This window comes from Paenibacillus sp. LBL, from assembly GCF_029893715.1.
Lineage (GTDB): Bacteria > Bacillota > Bacilli > Paenibacillales > Paenibacillaceae > Paenibacillus_AQ > Paenibacillus_AQ glucanolyticus.
Genome location: NZ_JARXYU010000004.1, coordinates 293,328 through 309,421, shown reverse-complemented (window position 1 = coordinate 309,421; position 16,094 = coordinate 293,328). Strand labels below are relative to the sequence as shown.

Genomic DNA, 16,094 nt, shown 5'->3' with positions numbered 1-16,094 from the left:
TCTTGTTCCATGCTAGTGCCAGGATATCCAATATTTTACAACATTAAAATGGGAAGCTCTTAAGATACAACGGTATTTTCTTCGGCCGGAATCAAAATTTCAAATACATTCCCGTGCTGAAGAATAGTCAGACCGCGTGATTTATCGCGCATAACAACCACTTCCGGCTTTTGCGACATACGCTCCAAATAATGCTCCGGAGCATCCCCGGAGTGGCTGAACGTAACACCTTCAACTTCTTGTTCTTCGTTTTCGCTCAGTTGGCTTTGGCTCTCCACCACATGTTCAAAAATATCCGAGAACAATTCAAAATTGTCGGTGTAAACAGAGATGCATTTCATGTGTAATCCCATCCTCTTTTAAATTTGGCTCATGCTGATTCAGGTTGCCGTCCTCTCCCGATTTGCGAAGAAGTCAATCCCGTTCACTGTTATTTCCAGATTTCCATTCGCTTTTGGGGCTGAGATAGAAATCCGGAGACAAAGGCGAGCGATATTCTAACTTAAAGATCTCGTCTGCTTCGCTGGCAGTTCGAAGGCGTTCATCACACCGAATCGGCTGAACTTCTTTTTTGTCTATTTCTTGCTGATTTTCGTTTGTTCCTTATTCTTCCTGACTGCCGAGGTTTTCATACGCTTCTTTCCTTCGCGGCAAACATCCAGCAGAGGGCACACCTGACATTGCGGATTTTGGGCTTTACAGTGATACCTTCCGAAAAAAATAATGCGATGATGTGTCAGCGTCCATTCCTCACGCGGCACCCGCTTCATCAGCTTTTTCTCCACTTCCAGCACGGAATCTTTCCAGCCGGCCAGTCCCAGACGCTTGGATACCCTTTCCACATGCGTATCAACCGCAATAGCAGGTACACCAAAAGCATTGGAGACCACGACGTTGGCTGTCTTACGTCCTACGCCCGGTAATTTGACCAGCTCATCATGAGCTTCCGGTACCTCACCGCCATACTGCTCGATCAGAATACTGCACAGATTCTGAATATGTTTGGCCTTGTTGCGATACAAGCCGATCCGTCTAATATCCTGTTCAAGTTCCTCAATCGGGACAGATACATAATCCAAAGGTGTTTTGTATTTCTGAAACAGATCCTTGGTCACTTTATTCACCGTTTCATCCGTGCACTGCGCGGATAGCAGCACGGCGATGGTCAGCTCAAACGCATTGCTGTGAACCAGCTCGCAATGTGCATCTGGGAACATGCTCTCCATCGTATCCAGAATATGCCGCACCGTTGCCGCATTCATATGAATTCCCTCCCGCAAAAAAAAATCTTGATGCGGAAATCCCCGCATCAAGACGGTGTTTCTCGAGCAATCCCAAGTAGATAATCTACTGTTTTACGATCTCTACAACGACACCGTTGTTTAAGTACAGTACAATATTATCATTTTCCTTGAGGGATTGCACGGACAAAGTAGTGTCACCTTGATGAACAAATACTTTATCAGATAATGCATACCGGAAATTATCGTTAATCGATTTACGCTTCACTTGAATTTCCGAGTTGTTCGCCAGCCAGAATGCACGTTCAAGTTTCTCCATGACGTTCACGATGGTGACGCCTTGAATGTCCTTGCGGATCTCTACGCGATCGCCGGAGACCAACGTGCTCAAATTCGTTGCCGTAGAACCATTCTTAACAACTTTTACACCGCCGCTTACACCCAGTGTCTGAGTGTTGCCGGAATGGTCCTTCACTGTCAGCATATTACCGGAAGTATCTATACCCGTAACTTCACCAAGGGTCAATTTGACTTCGGCAACGGCAACGGCCGTTGTACCTTGAAGTGTGATATTAACAAGTGTTCCGGGACGCAGATCTGCAAGCAGGATCGCTTGTCCACTGTCTCCCGTCAAGGTAGCCTTGTCGGTATAAATATCGCTTGTAGTGCCCCCCGATTTTACACGAATTCGGTTCTTCGAAGGCTCCGTAAAGACAACCTCAAATTGAGCCGAAGTTTTGAGCTTTAAGCTCTGCAAGTAGTCCTGGTTGGTTGACAACTGGGCCGACACTTCGTCACCCACACGTACATCAGCCAGGGACGCATTCGATTTTCCGAAGATATCCACAATCAGAGCACTGTTATATGGTATCTCTTCCACTTTGCCATTCGCAGACAGAATGGAAATGATTTTCTTGGACGTGTTGATACTGCTGATTTTGCCTTCAACTTTGTAAACCACTTCTAATGACAGCGCGCGGGTTCCAATCAAGGTCACACTCACTTTGCGCCCTGCGCCAAGCAGCGGCTCCACTTTGTCAAGCGTCGTTCCGTTGCTAGATTCCAGCTTTGTCTTGTCATCCAGGATAATGACTCTAGGCTGGTTGTTGGCATCCTTGACCGTCAGCCAATGCGTCTTCGAATCATAGTTTACAATGGTGACCGCGTCCAGTTGCTCCATCTGACGCCCGGTCACTTCGATCTTGGTGATTCTCTCCTCACCATTGATGGTAAGTGTCACTTGATCGCCGGATACCGAATCAGCCAACAAATCGGACAACACCGGCTTTACTACGCCGCTCATAATGATCTCAGGCTTCTCCGCCAAGAACTTCGTTTCGAGCTGTGTGCTTCCGCTGCGCTTGTAGGTGATGGTCTTTCCGTTATCTTCAACGGAATACAGTGTCGCTTGCACGGTTCGATCGACGCTTTGCGTAACCTCGAGTGATTGCAAGATGCTGTTTTTCACGGTGAAGTTCACGGTGAAACCCGTTTTCAGCTCAGCCGGCGTCAGGATTTGATTCTGGTAACGAATCACCGTTGCATCATCCCACGTGTACGAATCCTCATAACCGGTGCTATCCTTGAGCGTTACTTTTTTGTTTGCCGTGTCAACGTTCTGAACTACGCCAGCTCCAGTCTTGTTAACCAGGCCGCTCTTCACGCGAATAGCCACGATTTTCTTCTGCGGACTGTAGGTTTCACGCTCAATGGTAAGCAGGCTGCCTGCTGCCAATGTTTTCGGATCAATTTTGTTGCCGTTCTGATCCAGGAATACGGTGGTTGTTTCGTAGCTTAGCTCCTCAAAGGTACTGCCTGTATCCAGCCAAATCACGTTGTTGGGCGACAACCTTGCATAGGTGCGGTCGAACCGCTCCACCTGTTGGGTTGCGTCCGTAATTTCTACATAGGCAGCTGTACCGTTATTAACAACCACCACGGCTTGTGTATACGGATTGATATCTGAGAATTGCAATCTCTTCTCGGAATCGGATGCAAAGTATGCCGTGGAAGCATCCAGCTTGAACGAATTCAGCTTGCCATCCGCATACAGCTCCAATTTACCGTTCTCAAGAGAAGCAATGGAGCCTTTGTATTGATTCTCATAATTGGTCGTAATGTAGGCTTGTGCCCGGCTGAAGAACGTTGCAAGCTGGGCACGAGTCACAGCCCCCTGCGGATCGAACTTGTTGCCGGCGAGCCCTTTGGCAAGCCCCAGCTCAACCGCTACATTAACATAGCCCAGACGGTCGGGGGTTATTTTGGCGTTATCCGCAAAGCCTGTCGCTTTATTTTTGGCTGCATTGGCCTCCGTGGTACGTCCAATGGAACGGACAAGCACTTCGGTTATCCATTCGCGGGATGCTTTCTGCGCGCCCCAAATGACTTTCTGATCCGTATAACCGGATTCCTTTTGCTTGTCGAGCAGGTTTTGCTGAAAAGCCAGTTCAACATATTTCGTAAAATAGTCATTCACTTTAATATTTGTCGGTAATGTCGCAGCACCGCTGCTTAATTGATTCTGCATGTTTAAAAACCGGATCGCCATCGTTACAGCTTCCTGCTGTGTTACGGGATCATTCGGACGGAATTTTCCGTTATTCCCGGTTACGATCCCTTGTGCCGCCAATTGATAAATGTACTTCTCTCCCCAGTAACCGGAACTAACATCACTGAATACATTAATGGCCGATTGGGCTGCATTTGCTGTTGGTGCGTTTGCCGTTTCTTCATCTGCCGAGACGATCGAAGCCCCGCCTCCGAATGCTATAAGTCCGGCCATGACGGCGGAGACCACTTTTTTGGAATGAACATGTTTGCTGTGTCTAAGTACCATTTTCTTTCCCCTCTCAATAACTACTGCTTCATCATATACTAATATTCGACAGCAGAACGTGATCTCCTTCAACCATCATTACCGAGTCATAGGATTTTCCAAATCGACATGCCCCATCAACGATTCGGCCTGCTGACCATCTACCAGAAGCTGAAGTGATTTGACTTCGTCGAATTGGAAAAAGGTTTTCTTGATCGCATCGACAGCAAATGACTCTCCTCCTGCTCCCAAGTTGGCTTCATCAGGAACCGTAACGTCGATCGTCAAAGACCCGTTTTCGAACTTCACCGAATTCAGCTCGATTTTCTCCCACAAGGGAATCATTTCGGCGTTATCACTTTTTTGGAGAGCCTTGTATGCCGCTTCGTATTTTTCATTGGCTTCTTTATATGAAATATCCGCGGTGCCTTCAACCAACTCCATCAATTCAGGGTCGGTATAGTAGGCTTTGATGCTCTCTGTTTTCGCATCCGGTGTGGTCGTTTCATTACCGCCACCCGATCCATTGGAAACTCCGCCGTTCCCTTGTCCTGTTTGATCATCAGGTGCAGGCGTAACTTGCCCCGGTGTATCGTCCGGTGCTGCGCCCGGTTTCTCTCCACAGCCTGCTCCAACCAGCATGACGGCTGCCAATAATCCAACTGACCATATTTTTTTATTCAAAAGTAGCCACCTCCTGCAAATCACGATAACTATCGTATCGTTAATCAACCTTCAAATAATTTTTAATGCCTCTGACAATAGCCGCAGCTACGCGATCCTGCGTCGCGGGATCAAACAGCTTGCTCTCATCGGTTTTGTTGCTCAGGAATCCTACCTCCAACAGAGCACCCGGCATTTTCGTTTCACGAATGACATGGAAATTACCATATTTCACGCCACGGTCTTTTAAGCCCATGGCTTGAACGATCTCTTTGTGGAGCGCATTCGCCAGCGCTTTGTCAGATTCATTGTAATAATACGTTTCGGTTCCGCTTGCAGTGGAAGGGCCACTATTAGCATGTATCGATATGAAAACATCTGCCTTCAGATCGTTCGCAATCTTCGCGCGATCCTTCAGCTCGAGGAAAGTATCGTTACTGCGAGTCATGACAACTTGGATATTTTTTTCTTTGGCCAACAACTTCTCAACCTTTAACGCCACCGCAAGATTGAAATCTTTTTCCTTCTTCTTGGTTACACCGATTGCACCCGGATCGTGGTCTCCATGACCCGCATCGATAACCACGAGTTTCTTGCCGCCCGTACCCGGATCCGGTGTAGGGTTCGTAGTTGTGTTCAGATCGACAATGAACAGGCCTGATCCGTTCTCTGGGCCTGATACGGTGTAATTTTTGGCGGAGTTCAGATCAATAACGATGCGCACAGTCATCGGATTGCTGTTATACAAGGAGTAGCGGACCATTTTCACATCCGGGTATCCCGAAACCGTCAATTGACCGCTCTTTGTTGCATCATTAAAACTGGCGTTGCTGCTGAATGTATCCGAGAAATTCGTATTCTCCATATCAATGACGATACGATCCGGATTGCTCAATTTAGACACATTCGGCTTGGCATTCCCTGTAACGGCAACCATCAGCCTGTTCTCACTAAAGCTGAGGCCATCCACCGTCGACGTGTTTCCTCCAGGTTGTTCACCAGGATTACTCCCGCCGTTGGATGAAGTAAGGTAGACCGCCTTCTGGGCATTGTCCCATCTAACCTCAAGTCCCATCTGCTCACTTATGAAACGGATCGGAACCAGTGTTGTTCCACCGCGCAGAACGGGTGCTTTGGCCATTTGTACACGCTGGCCGTTAATGTCAGCATACTGGCTCCCAATTACCATCGTTACTTTCTGTGAGCCGTCTTGGACAGTTACCGTCTGACTTGCCTTGTTCCAATTCACGTTATATCCGAGATTTTCGGAAATGACACGGATCGGAACCATGACTGTGCCGTTGTTGTTCTCCACCTTCACGCCAGATGACAGATTGATTTGTTGACCATCCAGGTAAATTTTTGCGCTGTACGAACTCGCATCCGCCATTTTAGGAAACGCAATCATGATGACAACCAGAAACATTAAAAAACCGAACTTCTTCATCCTTCACCCCTACCATCCTATTATTTTGCCATAGATTGGCGTTTCTGCACTCGGCCTGTCCGACATTACCTGACAACCTATAGACGCCGAGTCTGAATGAAAGTTGCGAAATTGTTCCCTTTTTACCATAAAAACACCTATTTCAAAAATCGAAATAGGTGTTTGGACCTTCATATGAAACTTATCGTTAGTTCTTTGTAACTAGTTTCGAGTCATCGGATGTTCAAGCTCTACATGCCCCATCAAACTTTCCGTCTGATTGCCATCAACCAGAAGTTCAAGGGATTTCACTTCATCGAACTGAAAGAAGGTTTTCCGTAAGGCATCAAGCGCAAACATTTCTCCCCCCGCTCCGAGGTTAGCCTCGGCCGGCTTGGTAATGTCCAGCGTCAACGCCCCCTTGTCAAACTTGAGTGAATTCAGAGTGATCTGCTCTGACCACAACGGATTCAGTTCCGCATCGCTGCTCTTTTGAAGTCCTTCAAAGGCTTTTGTATACTTATCCTCTTCATTCGAATACGTAATCTCTTTACTGGCTTCTTTCAAATCGATGATTTCCGGATCCGTATAATAGAGTTTAATATTGGCCTTCTTGGCTTGAGTCTCCGTCGCATTCACGTCCTTCGTATCGGCTGGGGTGCCAGTACCTTCACCAGCCGTATTCTGCGGCGAATTAGTTGTCCCCTCGCTTGCGTTTACGGTTTGCGCTGCTTCGTTAAGATCACCAGTTGCCGCATGATCAGGATCCTCCTGAGGCGTTTGCGCTTGTCCTGATGAAGACTCCGGACTCGTGTCGGCGGGGGCTGCAGCCGGCTTCTGTCCACATCCGGCGCTAAACGCAAGCAGAAGCGCCAGCAATCCTGTCATCCAATATTTTTTGTTCATCGTTTTTGTCCCCCTCTAAGTTCATCAAATCCTGTACAAGTTATTGTACTTTAAGATATTCTTTAATACCCGCTACAATGCCTTGTGCAACACGATTTTGAAAATCGTCATTAAACAACTGGGCTTCGTCACCCTTGTTGCTTAAGAATCCAACCTCAAGCAGGACAGCCGGCATTGTTGTTTCTCTTGTAACATGAAGACTGCTGTATTTAACTCCTCGATCTTTAAGACCCGTCGCTTTTGCCAGATGTTTATGGATCACATTCGCCAAAGATTTGCTTGAATCTCTCGTATAATACGTCTCAGTACCATTTGGACTGCTGGACGGGTTGCTGTTTCCGTGAATGGATACAAATATATCAGCTTTCAAATTATTAGCAATTTTAACGCGATCACTAAGCTCAAGGTGTGAGTCATCGCTGCGAGTCATCACCACATGGATATTTTTCTCCTTTTTCAGCAATGCTTCGACCTTGAGGGAAACGTCCAGATTAAATGCTTTTTCCGTCCTTCCTGAAGGGCTGATCGATCCAGGCTTGATTCCACCATGGCCGGCATCAATAACAACAATCTTCTTGCCGTTACTGTTGACAGGAGGCACAGGCGGTACCAGGATATCCCCCTCAGCGTTCAGATCAACCATGATGATGCCCGATTCATTGGTTACAGCATAGTTTTTAGGTCCTGTCAGATCCAGAACGATGCGCACGGTTGAAGGATTATCGCTGAAGAGTGCATATCGTATGTTGGTCACGTCAGGGGAGTCTGTGACGGCCATATTGCCGCCGCTTTGGACGTTCACGGCATGTCCAGCCAAAAATGAAGCGGAGAATACCGTGTTCGGAAGATCGATAACAATCCGATCTGGTCCGGTTACACTGAACACATTCGGTGCTATGGCACCACCCTCTGTAGCAATCATTAATCGGTTGTCGCTAAAGCTAAGCCCCGTCATCGCTGGCTGGTTACTCGATTCAACAGGTGGTGGCGTCTCGTTTCCTGTATTGTTCTCGTAGCCAGGATCAATCTCCACTTCGGAGACCGGCGGAATGGAACTAGACAGGAATACCGCTTTGGTCTGGTTGTCCCATTTCACATCAAGACCCATCTGCTCACTTACAAACCGAAGCGGCACAAGTGTAGTCTGCCCATTCAGTACGGGTGCCAAATTCAAATCTACCGATGCGCCGTTCAGCTCTGCTTGCGGGCTGCCTACCACCATACGAACCGTCTTCTGGCTATTCTCAACTGTTACGGTTTGACTGGCTTTCTCCCATCCCACCTTGAAGCCGAGATTCTCTGACACTACGCGTATCGGAATCATCACATTGCCCTTCATATTGGCTACTTGGACGCCCGAAGACAAATTCAATTGTTGCCCGTCAAGAAAAATAGTTGCGCTTGAAGAACTGGCTTCACCAGTCCTTGGAAACGCCAGCAAGAAGACTATTAACACCATTACAAACCCTAACTTCTTCATGAATCCACCTCGATCATCCCATGATTGAATTTGAAAAGCAAATGAAGCAAAAAAGAGAAATGCTAAAAGTATGTAAATCAGCATTCCGGCCCAGGTCCAGCCGGACAAATACTGACATAAAACGTTGGTTCCCATCATAACCGCTGCATATTAATTCCATAATACCAAAAAAAACTTCCATTTCCTACACAGGAAATGGAAGTTTAATAATCTTGTAACCTTTTGTAGAGTCATTAGCTAGATTAAGCGAACAGACGGTCCCCATGCTTCTTCTCATAGGCTTCAATTGCACTCTCATGCTGCAGCGTCAAACCGATGTCATCCAAGCCCTGAAGCAGGAATTGGCGGCGATGCTCGTCAAGATCAAAGTCAATATGAAGTCCTTGTTCATCGGTAATCGTTTTGCTCTCCAGATCTACGTTCAGTTTATAGCCTTCCGTGGCATCTGTACGCTGAAACAATTCCTCGACTTGCTCCTCCGACAGTTTGATCGGCAGGATCCCGTTCTTAAAGCAGTTATTGTAGAAAATATCCGCAAACGATGGAGCGATGACAACACGGAAACCGTAGTCCAGGATGGCCCAAGGTGCATGTTCGCGGGAAGATCCGCAGCCAAAGTTGGCGCGGGAGATTAGAACGGTGGATCCCTGATAACGGGGCTGATTCAGCGAGAAGCTGTCGATATTGCCCCCCGCCTCGTCAAAACGCCATTCGTAAAACAAATACTGGCCAAACCCTGTTCGTTCGATCCGTTTCAAAAACTGCTTAGGAATAATGGCGTCTGTATCTACATTCACCCGGTCCACGGGTGCGACAATACCGTTTAGTTTCGTAAATGCTTGCATATATTTCTCCTCCGTCCTTCTTAGCTCACAACTTCTTCTGCTGCAAAGTTCCAGTCACGTACATCCACGAAGCGTCCTTTAACTGCAGCCGCTGCTGCCATTGCCGGCGATACGAGATGCGTTCTGCCGCCACGACCTTGACGTCCTTCGAAGTTACGGTTGGACGTGGAGGCGCAGCGTTGTCCAGGCTTAAGAACATCCGGGTTCATCGCAAGACACATGCTGCAGCCTGCTTCACGCCATTCAAATCCGGCTTCAACAAAAATCTTATCGAGGCCTTCTTTTTCCGCCTGAATCTTCACTCGGCCCGATCCTGGTACAACGATAGCTGTCACATTGCTGGAGACTTTATGGCCTTTTGCAACAGATGCGGCAGCACGCAAGTCCTCAATGCGTCCGTTCGTGCAAGAACCGATAAAGACGTAATCAATCGGAATCTCTGAGATGGGCGTCCCCGGAACAAGGTCCATGTACTCAAGAGCCTTCTCGGCAGCCTTGCGCTCATTCTCGGTCTTGAAATCCGCCGGGTTTGGAACCGCCGAAGAAATGTCAGTACCCATTCCGGGGCTCGTTCCCCAGGTTACTTGAGGGATCAGCGTTTCAACATCGAATTCAACAACCACATCAAACTCGGCGCCTTCATCTGTCACAAGTTCCTTCCATGTCGCTACCGCAGCTTCATAAGCTTCGCCTTGAGGTACATATTGACGTCCGCGCAAGTATTCGAATGTCGTCTCGTCCGGAGCGATCATGCCCGCTCTTGCTCCGCCCTCGATGGACATGTTGCACACTGTCATGCGCTCTTCCATCGACAACTCGCGAATAGCTTCCCCTGTATATTCAATAACATAGCCTGTTGCAAAGTCCGTTCCGTACTTCGCGATAACGCCGAGGATCATGTCCTTCGCCGTTACGCCCGGATTGCGATGACCGACAAAACGCACTTCCATCGTCTTTGCTTTTGCCTGCTGCAAGCATTGGGTTGCCATGACATGCTCAACCTCGCTCGTACCGATACCGAACGCAAGCGCACCAAACGCACCGTGCGTAGAGGTATGGCTGTCACCGCATACAATGGTTTTACCTGGATGAGTCAGTCCCAGCTCTGGGCCCATAACGTGCACAACGCCTTGATCAATCGTATCCAGATCGTACAAGGTAACGCCGAAATCCTGACAGTTCTTGGTCAGGGTATCGATTTGCTGCTTCGAGATCGGATCCGTAATGTTGAAGCGATCCTTAGTTGGAACGTTGTGGTCCATCGTCGCAAACGTCAATTCAGGACGTCGAACCTTGCGGCCGCTAAGACGCAGACCTTCAAATGCTTGCGGGGAAGTCACCTCATGCACCAAATGCAGGTCGATGTACAAAATACCCGGCTTGCCTTCTTCCTGATGAATAACGTGGTTATCCCAAATCTTTTCGAACATTGTCTTTTTACTCATCATTATCACCCCATTGTTCATTACGTTCATATGGAAGATCAATACTTGCATTCTTCTTAAAAAGGAAGACCTGCAACGCATCATCTTTACGTTGATAGTAATATAACATTTCCTTCTTCATTGATCCAAGATATAATATCTATAGATGTAATAGGATTCAGCTATAACGGAGTGATATATTTATGGAACTTAGACAACTGCAATATACGCTGCAAATCGCAGCCGATAAAAACTTCTCGCGCGCAGCCGAGAAACTTCATATCGCGCAGCCTTCCCTTAGCCAGCAGCTCTCCAAGCTGGAGAAGGAGCTCGGCGTTCTGCTGTTCCAGCGCAATACGAGCAACGTTGAGCTTACCCATGCCGGTGCCAGCTTCGTTGAGCATGCCCAGAAGATTATGGATGCCGTCGAGCAGCTGAAACAGGAAATGTCGGACATTTCCCAGCTCCGCAAAGGCAAAGTCGTCGTTGGCAGCATGCCGATTACAGGTTCTCATCTGCTGCCAAGGGTCCTGCCTGCATTTAAACAGGGCTACCCCGATATTGAAATCACCCTCCTGGAGGATTCCTCCATGAATCTGGAGAAGCTTACCGCCAGCGGCAAGGCCGACCTCAGCCTGCTTGCGCTTCCGCTCTCCGAACCGTCGCTGTCCTGGGTTCCCATCGGTGAGGAAATGATCGATTTGGCCGTGCCTCCGCAGCACCCGCTTGCCCAGCGGGCAGCCTCTGATCCTGTCAGGCCGATCACAATGGATGAAATCCGCGACGAAGCCTTCGTCGTGCTCAAGAAAGGCCAGGGCTTCCGAAAGCTTACCCTGGATCTATGCCGGGAAGCCGGTTTTGAGCCGAATATCGTGTTTGAGAGCAGCAACATCGAGACTCTCCAATCTCTTGTTGCTACCGGAATGGGAGTAACGCTGGTGCCTCGATTTATCGCCCGGGCAAAACGAAGCGAGTTTATTCCGGTATACCTGCCGCTCGCCGAGCCGGTTCCGAGCCGCACACTGGTTGTGGCCTATCGCCACGGCCGCTATTTGTCCAAAGCGGCGGATGCGTTTATCGACACCTTCAAGCAGGTCATGGACAACCTTGTGGTTACAAGCGTTCAGGATAAATGATGCCGTAACAAAAAAGAGGCTCTGTACGTGGTCAATGGGGACGGGACTGACCCCATGACCAGGCAGAGCCTCTTTTTTTACAATCAATGAAAGACCGGAAGTCCCATCATGTGTAATCCTCTATTTGCGCAGGTTATGCTTGTCAATCATTCGATTCTGTTCATCTGCGGTGCGAGACTGATCCTGAATCGATTCGTTTTTTCCATTGCTTCCACCGGCTACGTTTTCAACAAAGCTGCGGAACTGCTCTTTCTGTTCTTCTACCTGCTCATTGTTTCGGCTGTCGAATGGGTTGTTCTCTGCCATGATTCCAAGCCTCCTCTCAGACGGATTACCCATAGTATACCCGCCTCTGCACAGATGAAACTTACATTTTTAGAGGAGAGATCATAGAGCAGGCTATTGAAAGTACAAATTCGGACGACGATCCTCAAACACCGGTATCCGCCCTCTCACTTCATCCGGGAGATTACGATCAAGCGTACCTGTCAGAATGCTTTCCTGCTCATCCCCTTCCGCAACGACCTCGCCCCAAGGATCGATTATCATGGAGTGTCCAAAGAAGTCCTTATCGCCGCTGGTTCCTACACGATTGCAGGCAACCACGTACATTTGATTCTCGATCGCTCTTGCCATAAGCAAGGTTCTCCAGTGATGCAGGCGCGGATGAGGCCACTCCGCAGGCACAAACAGCACTTGAGCGCCGCCTAGGGCAAGAGTGCGTGATAATTCCGGAAACCGGATATCGTAACATATAGACGCGCCTGCCTTGATTCCATCCAGATCAAAGGCTACGGTATGCTGGCCTGCTTGCAAATGCTTCTCTTCGTCCATCAGGCGAAACAGATGGATTTTGGAATATTTAGCGACCTGCTCCCCGTTCCGATTGAACACATACATGCTGTTATAGATTTCATTGTCCACTCTTTCAGCTACAGATCCGCCAACCACTTGAATCCGGTGCCTCCGCGCGAAATCGCTCAGCATGGATGAAGTTTCTTGTCCCATGGGATCGGCCAGCTCTTGAATCCGGTCGAGCGCGTACCCTGTGTTCCACATCTCCGGCAGCACGATCACATCCGGCTTCGTATTGGCGGACGCGGCCTTCTCCATCAATTCCAGCATGTTATTCATATTGGCATTTACGTTGCCTATCTCTATATTCGCTTGTATAAGCGCAATATGTAACTGAGCCTTGGCTGTTTCCGTCATCTTGCAACCTCCTGTTAGTCGGAATGAATCATGTCGGGGAAGCCGGATCTTGTTTTTCAACATGGATCTTGCTTCGTTTTTTTGATTCATCCGATGCTATATGTCCTCATCATAGCCTCCTCAGCCCAGCAACTGCAACACCCGAGCCCCATTTCCCTCTATACACCCCTGATAAATCGTGTTAAATTAATCCTAATTGTTTTCAAGACCCCAATCGATTCGAGCGTAAATAGATAACGGAGTGATGAACCTGCGATGAACAGAAAATTAAAAGATTTCCATATAGAGCCGGCTGAGATCATGTCCCAGCTGCCTACGCAATTTTTCGCCACCTTGGTCTCCAAGGTAAACCGCCAGGTTGCGTTAGGACACGATGTGATTAATCTCGGACAAGGGAATCCCGATCAACCCACACCGCCACATATCGTATCCAGTCTTAAGGAAGCGTCGGACAATCCGCAGTTCCACAAATATTCGCCATTTACCGGTTTCTCCTTCCTGAAGGAAGCCATTGCGCACCGGTACAAGGAGGACTATAACGTGGACCTGGATCCGGAAACCGAGGTAGCGATTCTGTTTGGAGGAAAAACCGGGCTCGTGCAGCTGCCGCAAATCCTGCTTAATCCGGGCGATGTTTGCCTTGTCCCGGACCCCGGTTACCCGGATTACTGGTCGGGCGTAGCACTGGCCAGGGCGCAGATGACATTCATGCCGTTAATCGAAGACCATCAGTTTCTGCCTGATTATGATGCAATAACACCAGCAGACAGGGAAAAGGCGAAACTCATGTTTTTGAATTATCCCAATAATCCAACATCCGCGGTTGCACCATTATCGTTCTACGAGGATACGGTGGCTTTTGCCGCAGAACACGGCATTGCGGTTGCCAGTGATTTTGCCTATGGTGCCATTGGATTTGATGGCAAGCGTCCGGTCAGCTTTTTGCAGGCAGAAGGCGCCAAAGAAGTTGGCGTAGAATTCTACACGCTCTCCAAGACCTACAACATGGCCGGATGGCGAGTCGGCTTTGCCCTGGGGAACATGAAGATTATTTCACTGATCAACCAGATGCAGGATCATATCTATGTCAGCCTGTTTGGCGGCATCCAGGCAGCAGCGGCTACAGCCCTTACCTCATCGCAAAACTGCGTCGAGCAGCTTGTAGCCCGTTACGAATCAAGACGGGACGCCTTCTATGGCGCCCTTGCGGAAATCGGCTGGGCAGCCCAGAAACCGCCGGGTTCCTTCTTCAGCTGGCTGCCCGTTCCGAAAGGCTATACGTCGGTAGCCTTTGCCGACTTGCTGCTGGAGGAAGCCAAGGTAGCGGTTGCGCCTGGCGTCGGCTTTGGAGACCATGGCGAGGGGTATGTCCGCGTTGGCCTGTTGAGCATCGAAGACAGAATGCGGGAAGCCGCTTACCGCATTGGCAAGCTTAACCTGTTCGGCTAGCCTATTTCCTTTTGAAAAAACAAAAACGATGTGCTATTCTTGCAGTAACAATCGAATGCAGTTTCAAACGCGAAGACGGGACCAGTACGAAAGCATACGGTACGATAAAGAGAGCAAATTCCATGGGCTGAAAGAATTTGCCGTGACCTCCTTCCCGAATCCTACCCCCGAGCGGCCTGGCTTGCCAGGACAGTGCCTTCTGTTACAGGGCTAAAGCCGGATGAGCTGCGCTCATCAACAAAGGTGGTACCGCGGAAGTTAAACTTTCGTCCTTTTTCATACAGGACGGAAGTTTTTTTATTATCCATTTTTGGATTCAAGCAGCTGCAGCCACTATCATAAATACAAGGAAGTGATCACGATGCTCTCTCGCATCGTCGTAAAAATCGGAAGCAGTTCCCTTACAACAGATGAAGGTGGATTGAACCTGGACTCCATTGCTTTTTTTGCAGGCGAACTCTCCGCGCTGCGAAGTGCCGGTCATGAAGTTCTGCTTGTCACATCTGGAGCCGTAGCCGCCGGGTTCCGGGATATCGGTTATGAAACGAGGCCGCGGCAATTGCACGAGAAGCAAGCGGCAGCCGCTCTGGGTCAGGCACTGCTGATGCGGGCTTATCAGAATGCGCTGGCCGATCATCAGCTGAAAGCTGCGCAAATTCTGTTGACCAGAACGGACTTCGCGAACCGCAAACGCATGAATAATGCCAACATGACCATCACCGAGCTTTTGAAGCAGGGAGTCATTCCGATCATCAACGAGAACGACACCGTGTCGATTGACGAGCTGAAGTTTGGTGATAACGATACGTTATCCGCACTTGTAGCCAATCTTGTCCGGGCGCAGCAGCTTATCATTCTGACCGACACGGACGGATTATACACGGCGGATCCCCGTAAATCGCCGGATGCAACCAAATACGAGGAAATTCATGAAATTACCGAGGAGATTTACAGCATGGCTGGTGGAGCGGGCTCCAGCGTAGGCACAGGCGGCATGCGTTCCAAAATCGATGCGGCCAAAATCGCAACCCGCGGCGGCGTTCCCGTCTTCATCGGCAAAGCCAACGAAACCGGCGATCTGCTGAAGGCATTGGAGCATACAGGCAAGGGAACCTATTTTGCCACACATCTCTCATCTCTTCCCATGAAAAAACAGTGGCTCGGCTTTATGTCCTCGCCGCTAGGCCGGATCGTAGTCGATCCGGGTGCGGAGAAAGCGTTGATTCACGGGGGCAACAGCCTTCTACCGGTTGGCGTGAAACGGATCGAGGGCAGTTTCCATGCCGGGGATGTTGTGGAGGTTGTGAACATTGGCAACGAGAGGCTCGGCAGGGGAATCGTGAATTATGATGAGGACCAGCTCCAGGCCGTGCTCGGTTTACCGAGCAGTCAAGTGATCGGAATCATCGGCGAAGTCCATCGCCTGGAGGTCATTCACCGCGACGAATGGATCACGCTAAAATAGTCAGCTCACCATCACTATATATGTCAATAAGG

Annotated in this window: 14 protein-coding genes; 3 read left to right on the top strand and 11 right to left on the bottom strand. The window is 49.0% G+C overall.

Annotated features, from left to right (window positions below):
- Nucleotides 1–59: 59 nt before the first annotated feature.
- The 9 genes from M2277_RS12690 to leuC all read right to left on the bottom strand — a co-directional run bounded on the left by M2277_RS12690 (nucleotide 60) and on the right by leuC (nucleotide 10,821).
- Nucleotides 60–341, bottom strand: a complete 282-nt coding sequence (locus M2277_RS12690; RefSeq protein WP_006209564.1) for a hypothetical protein — start codon at nucleotides 339–341, stop codon at nucleotides 60–62.
- A 234-nt stretch (nucleotides 342–575) separates the two neighbouring features.
- The gene (gene nth, locus M2277_RS12685; RefSeq protein WP_006209563.1) at nucleotides 576–1,262 is read right to left on the bottom strand and encodes an endonuclease III; all 687 of its coding nucleotides are present in this window, start codon (nucleotides 1,260–1,262) and stop codon (nucleotides 576–578) included.
- An 85-nt stretch (nucleotides 1,263–1,347) separates the two neighbouring features.
- Nucleotides 1,348–4,077, bottom strand: coding sequence for an S-layer homology domain-containing protein (locus M2277_RS12680; protein WP_006209562.1), 2,730 nt, complete (start codon nucleotides 4,075–4,077; stop codon nucleotides 1,348–1,350).
- A gap of 78 nt (nucleotides 4,078–4,155) precedes the next feature.
- Nucleotides 4,156–4,740 (bottom strand): GerMN domain-containing protein, encoded by a 585-nt coding sequence (locus tag M2277_RS12675; protein ID WP_036636944.1) that lies wholly within the window; start codon nucleotides 4,738–4,740, stop codon nucleotides 4,156–4,158.
- A gap of 40 nt (nucleotides 4,741–4,780) precedes the next feature.
- Entirely contained in the window at nucleotides 4,781–6,166 is a 1,386-nt protein-coding gene (locus tag M2277_RS12670; RefSeq protein WP_006209560.1) for an N-acetylmuramoyl-L-alanine amidase family protein, read from the bottom strand.
- A gap of 201 nt (nucleotides 6,167–6,367) precedes the next feature.
- Complete coding sequence (locus tag M2277_RS12665; RefSeq protein ID WP_006209559.1) at nucleotides 6,368–7,051, bottom strand: GerMN domain-containing protein; 684 nt, start codon at nucleotides 7,049–7,051, stop codon at nucleotides 6,368–6,370.
- A 40-nt stretch (nucleotides 7,052–7,091) separates the two neighbouring features.
- On the bottom strand, nucleotides 7,092–8,531 hold the full coding sequence (locus M2277_RS12660) for an N-acetylmuramoyl-L-alanine amidase family protein (protein WP_040680543.1): 1,440 nt from the start codon (nucleotides 8,529–8,531) through the stop codon (nucleotides 7,092–7,094).
- A 242-nt stretch (nucleotides 8,532–8,773) separates the two neighbouring features.
- A complete protein-coding gene (leuD, locus tag M2277_RS12655) occupies nucleotides 8,774–9,376 on the bottom strand; it encodes a 3-isopropylmalate dehydratase small subunit (RefSeq protein WP_036636936.1) in 603 nt (200 codons plus the stop codon).
- Nucleotides 9,377–9,396: 20 nt separating this feature from the next.
- Nucleotides 9,397–10,821: a 3-isopropylmalate dehydratase large subunit gene (leuC, locus tag M2277_RS12650; protein ID WP_040680541.1), complete on the bottom strand. Its 1,425-nt coding sequence runs from the start codon at nucleotides 10,819–10,821 to the stop codon at nucleotides 9,397–9,399.
- Nucleotides 10,822–11,003: 182 nt separating this feature from the next.
- On the opposite strand from leuC, the gene M2277_RS12645 reads away from it, so the two are divergent.
- Nucleotides 11,004–11,936, top strand: a complete 933-nt coding sequence (locus tag M2277_RS12645) for a LysR family transcriptional regulator (RefSeq protein WP_006209552.1) — start codon at nucleotides 11,004–11,006, stop codon at nucleotides 11,934–11,936.
- A gap of 120 nt (nucleotides 11,937–12,056) precedes the next feature.
- On the opposite strand, the gene M2277_RS12640 is transcribed toward M2277_RS12645, so the two are convergent.
- Nucleotides 12,057–12,242, bottom strand: a complete 186-nt coding sequence (locus M2277_RS12640; protein ID WP_280754857.1) for a hypothetical protein — start codon at nucleotides 12,240–12,242, stop codon at nucleotides 12,057–12,059.
- A gap of 93 nt (nucleotides 12,243–12,335) precedes the next feature.
- Nucleotides 12,336–13,148: a carbon-nitrogen family hydrolase gene (locus M2277_RS12635; protein ID WP_280754856.1), complete on the bottom strand. Its 813-nt coding sequence runs from the start codon at nucleotides 13,146–13,148 to the stop codon at nucleotides 12,336–12,338.
- Nucleotides 13,149–13,403: 255 nt separating this feature from the next.
- On the opposite strand from M2277_RS12635, the gene M2277_RS12630 reads away from it, so the two are divergent.
- Complete coding sequence (locus M2277_RS12630) at nucleotides 13,404–14,597, top strand: pyridoxal phosphate-dependent aminotransferase (protein WP_280754855.1); 1,194 nt, start codon at nucleotides 13,404–13,406, stop codon at nucleotides 14,595–14,597.
- A 361-nt stretch (nucleotides 14,598–14,958) separates the two neighbouring features.
- On the top strand, nucleotides 14,959–16,062 hold the full coding sequence (gene proB / locus M2277_RS12625; protein ID WP_006209548.1) for a glutamate 5-kinase: 1,104 nt from the start codon (nucleotides 14,959–14,961) through the stop codon (nucleotides 16,060–16,062).
- Nucleotides 16,063–16,094: the final 32 nt, after the last annotated feature.